This is a genomic window from Streptomyces sp. NPDC056527, from assembly GCF_042794475.1.
Taxonomy (GTDB): Bacteria; Actinomycetota; Actinomycetes; order Streptomycetales; family Streptomycetaceae; genus Streptomyces.
Genome location: NZ_JBHTTQ010000037.1, coordinates 30596 through 45144, shown reverse-complemented (window position 1 = coordinate 45144; position 14549 = coordinate 30596). Strand labels below are relative to the sequence as shown.

Annotated in this window: 13 protein-coding genes and 1 pseudogene; 7 read left to right on the top strand and 7 right to left on the bottom strand. The window is 72.1% G+C overall.

From position 1 onward, the window contains the following. Nucleotides 1–165 precede the first annotated feature (165 nt). The 3 genes from ACFQ7Q_RS19400 to ACFQ7Q_RS19390 form a co-directional block, all read right to left on the bottom strand. The gene (locus ACFQ7Q_RS19400) at nt 166–312 is read right to left on the bottom strand and encodes a hypothetical protein (protein WP_383556535.1); all 147 of its coding nucleotides are present in this window, start codon (nt 310–312) and stop codon (nt 166–168) included. A 272-nt stretch (nt 313–584) separates the two neighbouring features. Next, a complete protein-coding gene (locus ACFQ7Q_RS19395; protein ID WP_383556532.1) occupies nt 585–2147 on the bottom strand; it encodes a glycerol-3-phosphate dehydrogenase/oxidase in 1563 nt (520 codons plus the stop codon). Then, nucleotides 2144–2743, bottom strand: a complete 600-nt coding sequence (locus tag ACFQ7Q_RS19390; protein WP_383556530.1) for a TetR/AcrR family transcriptional regulator — start codon at nt 2741–2743, stop codon at nt 2144–2146. Before ACFQ7Q_RS19390 ends, ACFQ7Q_RS19395 begins: the two co-directional genes overlap by 4 nt. Before the next feature lie 74 nt (nt 2744–2817). Here ACFQ7Q_RS19390 and ACFQ7Q_RS19385 point away from each other — a divergent pair, with 74 nt between their 5' ends. The 7 genes and pseudogenes from ACFQ7Q_RS19385 to ACFQ7Q_RS19355 form a co-directional block, all read left to right on the top strand. Beyond that, nucleotides 2818–4413, top strand: coding sequence for an FAD-binding oxidoreductase (locus tag ACFQ7Q_RS19385; RefSeq protein ID WP_383556527.1), 1596 nt, complete (start codon nt 2818–2820; stop codon nt 4411–4413). 67 nt (nt 4414–4480) lie between these two features. Next, on the top strand, nt 4481–5362 hold the full coding sequence (locus ACFQ7Q_RS19380; protein ID WP_383556525.1) for a diacylglycerol/lipid kinase family protein: 882 nt from the start codon (nt 4481–4483) through the stop codon (nt 5360–5362). 442 nt (nt 5363–5804) lie between these two features. After that, nucleotides 5805–6239, top strand: a complete 435-nt coding sequence (locus ACFQ7Q_RS19375; protein ID WP_383556523.1) for an HPP family protein — start codon at nt 5805–5807, stop codon at nt 6237–6239. Between the two features lie 128 nt (nt 6240–6367). Then, on the top strand, nt 6368–7201 hold the full coding sequence (locus tag ACFQ7Q_RS19370) for a hypothetical protein (protein ID WP_383556520.1): 834 nt from the start codon (nt 6368–6370) through the stop codon (nt 7199–7201). A 103-nt stretch (nt 7202–7304) separates the two neighbouring features. Beyond that, nucleotides 7305–8054 carry a hypothetical protein gene (locus ACFQ7Q_RS19365; RefSeq protein ID WP_383556517.1) on the top strand — a complete coding sequence of 250 codons (750 nt, stop codon included), beginning with the start codon at nt 7305–7307 and terminating at the stop codon, nt 8052–8054. A gap of 482 nt (nt 8055–8536) precedes the next feature. Then, complete coding sequence (locus ACFQ7Q_RS19360) at nt 8537–10252, top strand: ABC transporter ATP-binding protein (RefSeq protein ID WP_383556579.1); 1716 nt, start codon at nt 8537–8539, stop codon at nt 10250–10252. A gap of 193 nt (nt 10253–10445) precedes the next feature. Beyond that, nucleotides 10446–11207 (top strand): annotated as a pseudogene (locus ACFQ7Q_RS19355) (DUF817 domain-containing protein); the annotation flags it as partial. A 516-nt stretch (nt 11208–11723) separates the two neighbouring features. Here the strand turns inward: ACFQ7Q_RS19355 and ACFQ7Q_RS19350 are convergent. From ACFQ7Q_RS19350 to ACFQ7Q_RS19335, 4 genes are all read right to left on the bottom strand, one after another. Next, entirely contained in the window at nt 11724–12314 is a 591-nt protein-coding gene (locus ACFQ7Q_RS19350; protein WP_383556515.1) for a hypothetical protein, read from the bottom strand. Nucleotides 12315–12389: 75 nt separating this feature from the next. Next, nucleotides 12390–13133: a hypothetical protein gene (locus ACFQ7Q_RS19345; protein ID WP_383556512.1), complete on the bottom strand. Its 744-nt coding sequence runs from the start codon at nt 13131–13133 to the stop codon at nt 12390–12392. A 272-nt stretch (nt 13134–13405) separates the two neighbouring features. Continuing rightward, nucleotides 13406–14233 (bottom strand): MOSC domain-containing protein, encoded by an 828-nt coding sequence (locus ACFQ7Q_RS19340; RefSeq protein WP_383556511.1) that lies wholly within the window; start codon nt 14231–14233, stop codon nt 13406–13408. A gap of 15 nt (nt 14234–14248) precedes the next feature. Further along, a complete protein-coding gene (locus tag ACFQ7Q_RS19335; protein WP_383556509.1) occupies nt 14249–14485 on the bottom strand; it encodes a hypothetical protein in 237 nt (78 codons plus the stop codon). Nucleotides 14486–14549 lie beyond the last annotated feature (64 nt).

Sequence of the window (14549 nt, the reverse complement as noted above, 5' to 3'; positions counted from 1 at the left end):
GGTTCCAGGTGCGCCCGTTGCACAGGCACGGCGTTGCCGCGGCGTTTCACGCTGCGGCGCGTCGAGCAGTCCGACGGGTGTGTGCCGTGGATCGTGGAGAGTTGAGCGATCCCAGGGCGTCAGCGCAGACCGGGCCGTGCTGATCCCCTCACGGCTGCCGTCTCGTCACCGGCGTCCGCGCAACCGACCGAGCAGCCTGCGCGCCTGGGCGCGCTTGCGGGGGTCGGCGGCGGTGCGCCGGGCCGAGGTGATGACCCGCTGCCCCTGCGGGGTGCGGGTCAACTCCTTGATACGCGTGATGATTCCGGGCATGGCTCCTCCTTCGGACCGTACGTGCCGTCCGCCTACCCGCTGGCGTCGCGACGATGCCCGTCGGAACGCGTCCCACCGATCCGGGACGGAGCGGAGGCCGCGGAACGCGAGAAGCTCGCCCCCTGCAGGGGGCGAGCTTCAGCGGTCGGCCGCGTCGGCGTGGCGGCCCGGAGCCGGCCCGTTTGGCCAGGCCCGCAAGGCCAGGCCCGCAAGGCCCTGCCCCGCGCTGCTCGGACGTCAGGTCTTCTGCCTGAATGCCCGCCGCCCGGACCTCAGGCCTTCTGCGTGAATGCCCCGAGGGCCGCCTGCTCCGCCGTGTCGCGGTCCTCGGCGACGAGGCCGATGCGGGTGCGGCGGTCGAGGAGGTCGGACGCGTCGAGCGCGCCCTCATGACGGACGGCCCAGACCAGTTCGGCGCAGGTGACGGGGTGGCCGGGGACGACGGGCTCGGCGAGTTCCGGGTTCTTGAGGCCGAGGTCGTGCACGGCGGTCGCTTCGGTGCCGTAGCGGCGTACGAGGCGGGCGGGGACGTCGAGTCCGGCGAGGGTCTGTGGCCGGGCGGCGCCGACGAGGGGGACGGAGGCGGTACGGCAGGGGCCGGCGGCGAGGGCGCGGGCTGCCACGGCGGCGTCCACGGCGTCCTGGGCCATGCGCCGGTACGTGGTCAGCTTGCCGCCGACGACGGTGACGATGCCGTCGGGCGAGGTGAGGACGGCGTGCTTGCGCGAGATGTCGGCGGTGCGGCCCTCCGCCCCGCTGGTGTCGAGGAGGGGCCGCAGGCCGGCGAAGGCCCCGACCACGTCCGCGCGGTGGAGGGTGACGTCGAGGGCGGAGCCGAGGACGTCGAGGAGGAAGCCGATGTCGGTCTCGGGGACGTCCGGCACGTCGGGGACGTCGCCGTCGACGGGTTCGTCGGTGAGCCCGACGTACACCCGGCCGTCGCCCTGGGGCAGGACGAGGACGAATCGGTTGGTCTCGCCCGGGATCGGGATGTGCAGGCCGGCGGAGAGCCGGCCGAGGTCCACATCGCGCAGGACGAGATGGGTGCCGCGGGAAGGCCGCAGCCGTACGTCGTCGACGAGACCGCCCGCCCACACGCCGGTCGCGTTGACGACGACCCGGGCACGGATGCGCAGCTCCTCGCCGGTCGTCTCGTCGCGGACCCGCGCGCCGTCGCCGGTGAGTTCGAGGGCGCGGGTGCGGGTGAGGATGCGGGCGCCGTGCGCGGCCGCCGTACGGGCGATCGCGGTGACCAGGCGGGCGTCGTCGGTGAGTTGGCCGTCCCAGGAGAGCAGTCCGCCGCGCAGTCCCGTGGTGCGCAGCGCCGGGGCGAGGTGGCGCGTCTCGACGGCGGACAGGGTGCGGGGCGCGGGGAGGGTGGCGCGTGACGTACGTGCGGAGGCGCGCAGCAGGTCGCCGGCGAAGAAACCCGCGCGGGCGAGGGCGGCCTGTCCGCGGCTGACGAGCGGGGTGAGGGGCAGGACGAAGGGCTGGGCGCGGACCAGATGGGGCGCGGTCCGTTCCATCAGGATGCCGCGTTCGACGGCGCTCTCGTGGGCGACGTCGAGCTGTCCGGTGGCGAGGTAGCGCAGGCCGCCGTGGATCAGCTTGGAGCTCCAGCGAGATGTCCCGAAGGCGAGGTCGTGGGCGTCGATCGCGGCGACGGTCAGCCCGCGGGTGGCCGCGTCGAGTGCGGCTCCGGCTCCGGTGGCGCCGAGTCCGACGACCAGGACGTCGACCTCGGTGCCGTCGGCCAGCTCGGCGAGTTCGCGGCTCCGGCGCTCGGCGTCGAGCGAGGAGCTGCCCGGGCGGCTCAGGGGGGTGTTGGGCGTCACGGGGTGAGGGTCCTCTCCAACAGGGTGCGCAGCTCGTCGAGGAAGGCGGCTTCGCTCAGTTCGGGATCGGTCTCGTCGGTCATGGTGCGCAGCGAGAGCGTGAACGACTGCACGACGAGCAACAGGGACCGGGCCTGCAGGTCGACGGGGGCCCGGCGTACCGACCCGTCCTCGTGGCCCGCGCCGAGCGCCGTGACGAGGAGGCGGAGGAAGGCCTCCTGGCTCGCTCCACGGCGGTCGAGGATGTACGGCAGGAGCAGCTCGGGGTCGACGTCGAGGATCTTGTGGAAGAGCGGGTGGGCACGGAACGCGGCGGCGCCCGCGACGAGCCCGTCCACCATCCGCGACCGGACCGGCCTGCTGTCGCTGTCGGGCGGCATGGCGTCGGCGGCGACGGCGATCCACTCACGGGTCATCAGGTCGCCGACGAGGCTGCGGACGTCGGGCCAGCGCCGGTAGAGCGTCATCCGGGACACGCCGGCGCGCCGGGCGACGTCGGTGAGGGTCGTGCGCCGTACGCCGACGGCGAGCACGCAGTCGCGTGCGGCGTCCAGCACGGGATCTGCGTCCGAGTGGTTGTGACGAATGGGCGTCATCTGTCACAGTGTAATGCCAGTACGGGCCGAGCGGCAGCACCGTCCGTGAATCAGACCGAGAGGAACTTCTCGAAGTGGACATGTTGTGGAGCGGCTGGGGCGACCCGGCCAAGGCGGCCCCCCTGCCCGAAGCGGTGACCGGCCTGCTGCGTGACCTGCTCGGCGTCACCCCTCGCGAGAGCGGACCGTCGACCCTCGACGAGATCGAGCTTCCCGCCCCGACGCTGACCGACGAGGCGCGCACCGCGCTGCGATCGGCGCTCGCGGCCGAGGACGCCCTGCGCGACGACGCCGAGAGCCGAGTCCGGCACACCCGCGGCAAGTCCACCCCCGACCTGCTGCGCATCCGTGCCGGCGAGGTCGAGGACATCCCGGCCGCGGTCGTGCTCCCGGCCACCCATGACGAGGTGCTGGCCGTGCTGCGTGCCTGCGCCGCCCACGGCGTCTCCGCCGTCCCGTTCGGCGGCGGTACGTCCGTCGTCGGCGGCCTCGCGCCCGAGACGAAGCGGCCGTTCGTCGCCCTCGACCTGCGCCGCCTCGACCAGCTGCTGGCCGTCGACGAGGTGTCCCGCACCGCCGTGGTGCAGCCCGGACTGCGCGGCCCCCAGGTCGAGGCCCTGCTGAACGAGAAGGGCTGGACCCTCGGCCACTTCCCGCAGTCGTTCGAGTGGGCGACCGTCGGCGGCTTCGCCGCGGCCCGCTCCAGCGGCCAGGCCTCCGCCGGCTACGGCCGCTTCGACGAGATGGTCCTCGCTCTCACCGTCGCCACCCCCGAGGGCACGCTGGAGACCGGACGCGCCCCCCGCTCGGCCGCCGGCCCCGACCTGCGCCAGCTGATCCTCGGCTCCGAAGGCGCCCTCGGAGTCATCACCGCGGTGACCGTACGCATCCGCCCCCTGCCGCGGAAGCGCGTCTACGAAGGCTGGCGCTTCGCCTCCTTCGAGGCCGGGGCCACCGCCCTGCGCCGGCTCGCCCAGGACGGCCCGCGCCCTACCGTGCTGCGACTGTCGGACGAGACCGAGACCTTCATCGGACTCGCGCAGCCGGACGCCATCGGAGCCGCCGACACCCCGCCGAGCTCCGGCTGCATGGCGATCGCCGGCTACGAGGGCACCGAGGAGGAGACGGCGACCCGGCGCGCCGCCGCCCGCGAGATCCTGCTCGCCTGCGGAGGAGAGTACGTCGGCGAGGAGCCGGGTGACCGCTGGGAGCACGGCCGTTACAACGCGCCGTACCTGCGCGACGCCCTGCTCGACGCCGGCGCCTTCGCCGAGACGCTGGAGACCGCCGGGTTCTGGTCGACCCTGCCCCAGCTGTACGCGGCGGTGCGCGACGCGCTGACGGCCACCCTCACCGAAGCCGGCACCCCTCCGCTCGTCATGTGCCACATCTCGCACACGTACGAGAACGGTGCCTCGCTGTACTTCACCGTCGTCTCGGCGCAGGGCGAGGACCCGGTCGCGCACTGGGACCCCGTGAAGCGGGCCGCGAACGACGCGATCCTGGCGGCGGGTGGCACCATCAGCCACCACCACGGCGTGGGCACGGACCACCGCGACTGGTACGCCAGCGAGATCGGACCCCTGGGAGTCCGCATGCTGCAGGCGGTCAAGGCCGAGGTCGATCCGTCCGGTGTGCTCAGCCCCGGCGTCCTCATCCCCGTCCGCTGATCCCGCCCGTCCGCAGCTCCGCTCCTCCCGCCCGTCGATCCCCTTCTCCCGCCCGGAGGCCTGATCCATGCGACAGTTCACCGCCGTCGTCAACCCCACCGCCGGGGGATCCAGCGGTACGGCGGCCCTGCTCCCGCTGGCCCGGTTGCTGCGGGAAGCGGGTGCGCGCCTCGACACCGTGTACAGCCGCAGTCTGGAACACGCGCAGGAACTCGCCCGACGGGCGGGAGAACAAGGGGACGTCGTGCTCGCGGTCGGCGGCGACGGGATGGCCGGCTGCGTCGGTGGCGCGCTCAGCGGCACGGACACGGTGTTCGGCCTTGTCCCCGCGGGCCGTGGCAACGACTTCGCCCGCGCCCTCGAGCTGCCCACCGACGCCCCGGGGCTCGCGCGAGTCCTGCTCGACGGCGTGCCGCGCCCGGTCGACACGATCGAGGTCGAGTCGGAGGTCCACGCGCGGATCTCCGTCCTCGGCAGCGTGTACGCGGGCGTCGACGCGGTCGCCAACCGCCATGCCAACGCCTCGCGGCTGCTGCGGGGCGCGGCGTCGTACTACGCGGGCGGCCTGAGGGCCGTCCTGGCATGGCGGTCGGCCGCGTACCGGATCACGGTCGACGGAGTGCTGCACGAGCGCGACGGCTACACGGTCGTCGCGGCGAACTCCGGCTTCTACGGCTTCGGCCGGAACGTCGCCCCCGGAGCGCGCCTCGACGACGGGCTTCTGGACGTCGTGGTCATCGGAGACGCACCCAAGCGCCACTTCTTCGCGACGATGAACGAGCTGAAGACCGGTGCCCACGTGAACCGTCCCCAGGTGGAGATCCTGCGCGGCAAGGAGATCCGCATCGAGGCGGACCGCCCGCTCCCGTACGGTGCCGACGGCGAGGTCGACGCGACCCTGCCGGTGACGGTGCGGGTGCAACCGGGGGCGCTCAACGTACTGGCCTGACCTCTCCGGGACCCGAAGGCCGCGTACGGCCCACGGCACCGGTTCGCCGTCACGACGATGGGTCGCCCGCCTTCACGGCGGGCGACCCATCGTGGCGTCGGGGGCCGAGCGGCCCTCCCGACGGTGGGAGGCTCTCCTCGGTCCGCCGACGACCCCGAGTCATACCGCCTCAAACCCGCAGGTTAGAGTCGTGGACGGGTCGCGCCGCCGCACCAGGGTGATGCGCAGGGCCGGGCAGGCTGTCGATCACAGAGCCCGCTACGACGTCCCCACCGCTACTGCCCCACACGGCCCTCGGCCGCCTGCCACGGAAACAGCACACATGAGTACCGCCGCCCCTTCGCGTCCCGACCACGCCCACGCAACGCCCGACAGCCCCCGTCCGCCGCGGTTCGGCGGCCGCGCTCCGGCCAGACCCACGCCGGCGGCCGCGTTCCACAGCGTGAGCGCCGCGACAGCGGTCCTCCTGGCACTGGTCGCGATCGGCGCGGTCATCCACGAACCGGTGCTCATACCCCCGCTGGCCGCCAGCGCAGCTCTGGTGCACGCCGCCCCCACGCTGCCCCTCGCCCAACCGCGCAGCGTCATCCTCGGCCACCTTCTCGGCGCCGCCGTGGGTTACGCCGCGCTCGCCGCGGCGGGCAGCAACGCATGGGCCGCCGCCGTCGCCGCGGGCCTCACCCTGGCGCTGACGACATTCGCCCGCACGCCCCACTCCGCCGCCTGCGCCACCGCCGTCGTCATCGTGCTCCAGACACCCGCACCCGCCCGGTTCGTCCCCCTCCTCTTCGGCTCCACGGTCCTTCTCGTGCTGACGGGGTACGCCGGCTCCCGCATCCGCCGCACCTCACCGAGGTACCCCGCGTACTGGTGGTGACCCCACGCCGGCCGGAAGGGCGGCGCGCACCGGAGTCCGATCCCGGACGGTGTCCCACGGCACCGCTCCACGCCCGTCCCACGTCGCCGGATCCCGGACGGGAAAGCGATTGGGACACCGTTCGGGACGTGCTCGATTCACGGCCCGAGAGTGAGGACCGGACCGAGCTGCTCTGGGCCGTCGGCGACACCGCCGGAGTCGAACGATGGATCGCCGACGTGCTCGAAGCGGAACCCGACGCGGCGCTGCCGCGGCTCGTGGCAGGTGTCCGCCACATCAGCTGGGGGTGGGAGGCCAGGACCGGCGCCCGGGCGCAGCACGTGTCACGCGAGCAGTTCGAGATCTTCCACGACCGGCTGCGTACGGCCGAGAAGCACCTGTACGAGGTGGCCGAGCGCGAACCTCGATGGACGTCGCCCTGGTACGGCCTCCAGACCACCGGCCGAGGTCTCCAGGTCGGCCCGTCCGTCGCGCGGCGCCGCTTCGAGGCGACGGTCCGACGCGACCCGCACCATCTGGGGGCGCATCAGCAGCAGTTGCAGCAGGTCTGCGAGAAGTGGGGCGGCTCGCACGAGGAGATGCATGCCTTCGCCGCGAAGTCCGCGTTCGGCGCGCCCGGCGGCACGCTGCTGGGCCAGCTCGTCGCGATCGCGCACATCGAGGAGTGGCTCTCCCTCGACCAGGGACCGGACGACGCGTACATGCGCCGTCCCGAGGTGACCTCGTCCCTGCGGAAGGCCGCCGACCATTCCTTCCGACACCCGGACTTCGTCCGCCAGGGAGCCTGGCTCAAGGTCCTCAACACCTTCGCCATGGCCTTCTCGCTCGCCGGAGACCGCGCCTCGGCGCGCGAGTGCTTCCAGGCGACCGACGGCCGTGTCACCGAGTTTCCCTGGAACCACCTCGACGGGTCCGACCCCGCCGCGGCCTACCGGAAGCAGCGTTCTTCGGCCGGGCGCTGAGCCCCCACCAGGTGCCGGCGTACGGCAGTTCGTCGCCGACCTGGCCCTCCGCCGCGGTGACATCGACGGCGCCGAGGCGGAGCTCCGCACGTCGCTCAAGGAGGTGGAGGCCTCCGGAAGGCCCTGGCGCGGCTCGCGCCCGCGCGCCCTGCTCGCCCAGATCCTGATGTCCAAGGAGGAGCGGGCGGAGGCGGTGGAGCTGCTGCACCAGGCGATGGAGGAGTACCTGGCCGCGGCCGAGGAGTTCCTGCGTCTCGCGGACATCGTGGCCGCGTGGGAAGACCGCGCGGTCCACACGCTGGTGGCGACGGACGCGGCCACCACGCTGGCGATGGCCGACCGCTGGGACGCGGCGGGAACGGCGTACGAACGCGCCGTCGCGTCGCATGCCGAGGCGCCGAACCCGTCCTTGATCGTGCACATGATGTGCGAGTTCGCACGTCTCACCATGGCGTCCCAGGGGGCCGACGGCGTGGACACGGCGCTGGACCACCTCACGCAGGCCGACGCGATCCGAGGTGCCGTGCCCGAGGGCACCGAGGACTTCGTCCCCTGGTACGAGAGCGGCACCGTGCACTACCGCCGAGCGGTCGTCCTGGCGGAGGCCGAACGCTACCCGGAGGCCCTGACCGAGGCGGAGGCCGCCATCGCCGCCAACGACGAGGGCGGAGAACACGGCGAGGGCTCCCGCGCGGAAGCGGTCCGGATCGCCGCCCTGATCGAGGGGAAGGGCCTCGGCCGGTTCAAGGAGGCCATCGCCCGTCTGACGACGGCAGCGGCGCGCTGCCGCAAGGCGGACCTCCCCGAGGCCGCCCGGCTCGACGCCCTGCGCCAGGACTACCTGACGCGATAGGAGCGAGCACCGACGCCTCGGCCCCCGCGGCAGAAACCGCGGGGGCCGAGGCCGGCCGAGCACCGGCAGGGGTACGCCGACGCCGGACGGGGTGCCGAGCCGCCGCGAAACCTCTCGTCCGGCCCCCTGCTGAACGGCGACCGTCGCCCCGAGACGACGGCCGTCATGCACCGACACCCGGATCACACTCCGGGCACCTTGGCCGGATTCCGAGCCGGCCCGCTGCCGCGCTCAACCGCCGTGCCCGCCGCCGCGTCTCCCTCCCGGGAGGCATCACCGCTCACCCCTCGTCCCCGACCCACCCAGGCCCGGACGTAGATTGATGCCGCCTCCCCGCCCAGGCGGACCCGGCCCATCCGACACAGCACGACGAGGAGCCATGCGTGGCCACCACCGCAGAGTCCGCCCCACCCGCCGCACCGGCCCCGCAGGACCGCCCCACGAACGCCGAGCCCACCGAGCCCGTCACCCCGCCCTGGCGCATGCTCCTCGGATACGTACGGCCGCACCGCTGGACGCTGCTCGGCGGGGCCGTGCTGTCGCTGGTCACCGGAGCCACCGGACTCGCGCTGCCGCTGGTGGCCAAGTACCTCATCGACGCGCTGTCCGACGACCGTCCCATCGCCGGCGCCCTGCTGCTGATGTCGGCGCTGGTCGTCGCCAACGCGGGGATCGGCGCGCTCGGTGGGTACGTGCTGCGGCGCACCGCCGAGTCGGTCGTCCTCGGCGCGCGGCGCGCCCTGGCGTCGTACCTGCTGCGGCTGCGCATCGCCGCCGTCGACCGCAGCGAACCCGGCGACCTGATGGCCCGCGTCACCTCCGACACCACCCTGCTGCGTGAGGTCACCACCGACTCACTGGTGGGTCTCGGAACGGGCGGGCTGACGCTCGTCGCGACACTGGTGATGATGGGCCTGGTCGACCCGGTCCTGCTGGCGGTCACGCTCGGCGTGGTCCTGGGCGCGGGAGCCGTGATCGGCGTGATCGTGCCCCGTATCAACAAGGCCAGCCGCCAGGCGCAGGACGCCGTCGGCGCCATGGGCGCGTCGCTGGAACGCATCCTCGGCGCACTGCGCACCGTCAAGGCGTCCGGCGCCGAGCACCGTGAGGAGCAGGCCGTGCACGCGGCGGCCGAGGAGTCCTGGCGGCAGAGCGTACGGGCCGCCAAGTGGTCGGCGCTGGCCGGGAACACGGCCGGCCTGTCCATGCAGATCGCGTTCATCACCGTTCTCGCGGTCGGCGGCGCCCGGGTCGCCACCGACGCCATCGACGTCGGCACCCTGGTCGCGTTCCTGCTGTACGTCTTCTACCTGATGTCCCCGATCCAGCAGGTCGTCGGCGCCGTCACCCAGTACCAGGCCGGGGCCGCCGCCCTCGCCCGGATCCGCGAGGCGCTGCGGCTGCCGGCCGAACCGCCCGCCGCGCCCGCGCCGCTGCCCGCGCCCGGAGCCGAACCCGCCGCGCTCGCCTTCGAGGACGTCCGGTTCCGGTACGCGGACGATCTCCCGTACATCCACCACGGCGTGACCTTCTCCGTGCCGCCACGCGGCATGACGGCCTTCGTCGGCCCGTCCGGGGCGGGCAAGACGACCGTCTTCTCCCTCATCGAGCGGTTCTACGACCCGGGCGCCGGACGGATCACGTTCGACGGCCGCGACCTGGACGAGTGGGAGATACCCCGACTCCGCTCCGCGATCGGCTACGTCGAGCAGGACGCGCCGGTGCTCTCCGGCACCCTCCGCGACAACCTGCTGCTCGGGAACCCCGACGCCGACGAGGAGGAGCTGCTGCGCGTGCTGGGGACCACCCGGCTCGACGGTCTGGTCGAGCGGCTCCCCAAGGGGCTGGACACACTCGTCGGCCACCGCGGCACCAAGCTCTCGGGAGGCGAGCGACAGCGCGTCGCGATCGCCCGCGCGCTGCTGCGCCGCCCGCGCCTGCTCCTCCTCGACGAGGCCACGAGCCAACTCGACGCGGTCAACGAGGCGGCACTGCGCGACACCGTGGCCGACGTCTCCCGCACCACGACCGTGATGGTGGTCGCCCACCGGCTGTCCACGGTGACCATGGCCGACCGCATCGTCGTCATGGACGCGGGCCGGGTCCGCGCGGTCGGAACCCACCGCGAACTCGTCACCGCGGACCCGCTGTACGCCGAACTCGCGGCCACCCAGTTCCTGGCCACGGCCGAGCACTGACCGGGCGCGCCGTCCCAAGCCGGAGGGGCGCCCCGGGCATCCGTGAGAGGTGCCGGGGCGCCATGGCAACAAGACGGCCCACGAGCCGAACACCGCCGCAGCACCATGCCCGTCCGCCCGGCGACGGGGCCCCGTGTGGTGCGTTTCCCCACGTCGGGGAACCGACGGCGTGCGGGCGGATGTCTGCTCGGTCATGAAGTTTCAGCAGATCGCCCACGGCTGCGCGCAGTTCTGGCGCTTCGGGATCGACCAGGTGAGGGCCGTCGCCTTCGCCGTGGTTCTCGTCGGCGGCATCGGCGCCTCGCGGCTGCTGCCCGCCGATCTGCCGGTCGCACGGTACGACCTGCTTCTGCTCTTCGGCGTAGCGCTGACCGTCCTGGCGCGCAAGGTCGGCTGGGACGGGCCCCGGGACACGGCCGTGATCCTGGGCTGCCATCTCGTGGGGCTGCTCTTCGAGCTGGTCAAGGTACGGATGGGCTCGTGGAGCTATCCGGAGGAAGCCGTGTTCAAGATCTCCGGCGTTCCGCTCTACGGCGGGTTCCTCTACAGCGCCGTCGGCAGCTACTGCTGCCGCGCCTGGAAGATCATGGACCTGTCGCTGTCCGGGTACCGACCGCGGACGATGGCGGTGCTCGCGGCCGCCGTGTACGTGAACTTCTTCACGCACCACTGGTTGCCCGACGTCCGGCTCCTGCTCGCCGTGCTCCTGCTCGCCGCGATGGCGGGCACCTGGGTCCACTTCACGGTGGGCCGCTCCCGCTACCGCCTTCCCCTGGCCCTGGCGTTCGCGCTGATCGGCTTCTTCCTCTGGGTCGCGGAGAACGCGGCGACGTACGTCGGTGCCTGGAGCTATCCCCATCAGCTCGACGGCTGGCAGCCGGTCCCGCTGGACAAGTTCGGCGCGTGGGCACTGCTGATCAGCGTCACGTTCGTCCTGGTCGCTCGTACTCGAGACGACGCGGGTGCGAGCGGCGGGACGCCGCCGGATCGCGCGTCGCGGTCGGGCAAGCTCCGGATGCGGGGGAAGGCAACGCCCGCCGTGCCGCGATTCCGCCGGACCCAGGCCGGCCCGGCCCTCGGTGAGTCCCGTGAGTCCGGTGAGTCCCGTGAGTCCGGTGACAGGGATCAATCCGCGCGCGGCGCACGAAAGTCCACAGAGGCGACGAGGACGTAGTCGAAGTAGATCGGGTCCGTTCGAAAGGATCACCTGGAGGTCGGGGAGGGTGTCCACGCCGTCGTCGTTCAGATCGACCGTGTGGCCTCGTTCCTCAAGGCGTTCCAGCAGCTCATCGCCGGGCGTGCGGAAGACGTCGAGGCCGTCCAGGACGACCGTCACATCCGCGCTCTCGATGCGGAACCGATGCACATGGATATCGGTCAGCACGCCCTTGGTGAAGCCGCATTCCTTCCGGCTTTCGGCGCGGCTCCGTCCACGACATCCGACAGACAGGGGGCGACCGCGCGGCAACAGTCAGGAGTAGGCGATGGGGCATCCGCGTCGGATGGAATGCTGGGCGGCGCGCAGAAACAGGGCGACGTAGAAGGCCGCATCCAGGTCCTTGCTCCACGCTCCCGGCCGGGCGGCGGCCAGCTCCTTTGCCGCTCCGTCCATGAACCACATGGTCAGATCGAGGTTGTCGCACATCTCCGGTGTCTCCGGGGGCAGCTCGATGACCGACGCCAGCCTCTCGGCGATCGCCAACACCTGAGGAGCGCCGGCGACCATCGTCGACGACTCCGTGAAGCTCGTGTCGACGGGGAGCCGGACATCCTCGTCGAGCGACAGCGGCACCAGCACCGTCCAGCCGCAGAGAGTCTCCACCTGTTCGGGTGACAGGTGTGCCTCGCACAACGCGACGAACCCGTCCATGGAGGGGATCAGCTTCTCCTCGAACGCCTGCCCGGACCCACGGACGAACTCGACTTCATCCGGCACGGCCTCGTACGGCGGCAGCCCCCGCCGCCTGAGCTCGTGATTCAGCGCCGAGGAGACCTCCCCCCATCCCTCCTCTTCCTCACCGAACCAATCCTCCGCGCCGACACTGACCAGGTATATGCCCATGCCCCCAACGTACGGCGCACCACTGACACCCCGAACAGCACAAGTCGAGGGGGCCCGTGGCGGTCGAGGGCTCGGTCAGTCGGTCACCGTCCACGTGTGGTCCTCGTTGAAGGTTGCCTGCATCGCGAACGTGCCGTCGAAGGGGATGACTGCTTGCTCGACGATCTCGTCGGGGGCAAGCACATCTCCGGCTCCGACCGAGACCCCGGCCGCCACGACGTACGGGCCGTTCCGCGGGGTGAACTGTGTGGTCTTGCCGGGTTGTGCCTGTACCGCGAAGACGGGGGATCCGGACTGTCCGATGCCGATCGAGACGGTGTCGGCGGGCACAGAGGCCAACTGCCGCACGTAGAGAGAGCCCTGTTGGGGGTTGGGGGTGGCGGTGCCATGGAAGAACTTCGGCCATCCGCTCTGGGCGTCCGTTCCGAGCCGGATCTGGTTCTGAGTCGGACTGAACGGGTCGGCGGCCACTCGCTGTCCTGCCGTGAACGTGCCGCCGACAGCCAGCGGACCGGTCGGCGCCCAGACGAAGCTGTAGCCGAGGTTCCACGAGAAGTTGCCGGTGTTGTGCGCCGCCACGTACTTGGTCAGCCAGGCAAGTGGCTTCAAGCCCGCCGGTCCGACGCCGACATACTCCTGGAACAGAAAGAAGTCCCAACTCTCATCAGAGTCGTTGACGACGGTGAGGCTGTACTGCGTCGCCGCCGCGGCCTGCCCTGCGCCGACGAGGGAGGTTCCAGCGAGGGCTCCGGCGCCTGCGACGCTGCCGGCGAGGAACCGCCGCCGGGACAATTCGGAACCGCGGTGGTGAGATGGCACGCCCGTCTCCTTGACGATCGCCGACGCCCTTGCAGGCGCGCAGTGCGCTGAAGGTGACCATCAGACTGGCTGTCGGAAGGGTGCAGTGAGTGCTGATCGATCTCACTGTCGGCCAGACGGTCTCGCCTCTTCACTCGCCAGTGGATCGATCCACTGGCGAGCGACTTCCCTGCCGCCCGATTGTCACGCTTGCGTCGTGCTCGGTGGAGCCCGACAGCCGGTGAGCGGCCGACCGGATCACCAGGAGCGGTGGGACCGCGGATTCCCGCTCCCTAGAGCTCGGATCCGCCCCATTCCGTGACCGTCACCTCGTCGCCGACGGACACCTTCCCGGGGCGGAGGACGGCGAACTTCGCGCCGAAGGCGATGCCGCCTTCGGCGGCTCGCCGGTAGGTGGCCAGTGTGCGCAGGGGTTCCGGGCCGGCTCGGGTGCCCGACTCCTGGTCGACCAAGGTGACGGCGCAGCGGATCGCCGGCTTGGCGTAGCCCAGTTCGGCCTCACCGATGGAGAGACGGTGGGTGCGGTCCTCGGTGTGGGCGTCGTCCCAGCCGTCGATGACGACGTTCGTGCGGAAGCGGTTCGCGGGGACGGGCGGGGCGCCGCGGGCGGCCAGTCTCCGGTCGAGCAGGTCCAGTGTGGCGCGCGAGACGACATGGAGCGCGCAGCTGTCGGCGTAGCCGGAGGTGCCGGGCGTCCTGCCGTCCGTCACGCGGTGGTGGTCCGGCGGTACGCGTACCAGGCGACTGGGGGTACGGAGCACGTCCGAGAGCCACGAGGCGGCCGGATCGCCCTGGTCGATGCCTTGGTACGGCGCGCCGAACAGGTCCACCGCCCGACGTGCACCAGAGGTGTCGACCTCGATCGTGAGCGGCTCGGTGTCGGGGGCGTGGAGTTCGAGCCGTGTGCCCTCCGGGCCCACGACGGGCTGGATGAGGGCCAGACGGGGATCACGGCGCTGCGTACGGAACACGCCCTGCTCGCTGACGACCATGAAGCTGCGGTCGTGCGCGAGGCCGGCAGGCGTCACCAGAGCTTCCGTGACCGACGTACCGGCGCAGCTCTTAATGGGGAAGTAGGACAGCTCGACGACGCGGGCCATGGGGTGACTCCCGCGTCAGCCGGTGACGAGGGCGACGGTGAAGCCGTCGCATCCCCTGGCGCCGACGGTCCGGACCGTGGATGCGGTCAGCCGTTGGGCGGTGATGTTTTCGGTGGAGCGGCGCACGCCCTGAATCCGGGGATCGGTACCGGTCGCGTCGCTCTCTGCGGCAGCGGCGAGCCATGGATCGGCCCCCTCCACTCGGAGGCCGTTGAAGTAGTCGTCTACCGCGGTCCACGTGGACAGGGACACAGTGGGTTTCCTTCCGATACTCACTAAGTTCCGAGAGGGAACCTACTATGCCGCTTCGGTCGTC

Coding starts and splice junctions, on each gene's coding strand:
- ACFQ7Q_RS19340 (WP_383556511.1), bottom strand. CDS start 14,233: ATGGCCCGCGTCGTCGAGCTGTCCTACTTCCCCATTAAGAGCTGCGCC.
- ACFQ7Q_RS19380 (WP_383556525.1), top strand. CDS start 4,481: ATGCGACAGTTCACCGCCGTCGTCAACCCCACCGCCGGGGGATCCAGC.
- ACFQ7Q_RS19400 (WP_383556535.1), bottom strand. CDS start 312: ATGCCCGGAATCATCACGCGTATCAAGGAGTTGACCCGCACCCCGCAG.
- ACFQ7Q_RS19350 (WP_383556515.1), bottom strand. CDS start 12,314: ATGGGCATATACCTGGTCAGTGTCGGCGCGGAGGATTGGTTCGGTGAG.
- ACFQ7Q_RS19360 (WP_383556579.1), top strand. CDS start 8,537: ATGCTCCTCGGATACGTACGGCCGCACCGCTGGACGCTGCTCGGCGGG.
- ACFQ7Q_RS19390 (WP_383556530.1), bottom strand. CDS start 2,743: ATGACGCCCATTCGTCACAACCACTCGGACGCAGATCCCGTGCTGGAC.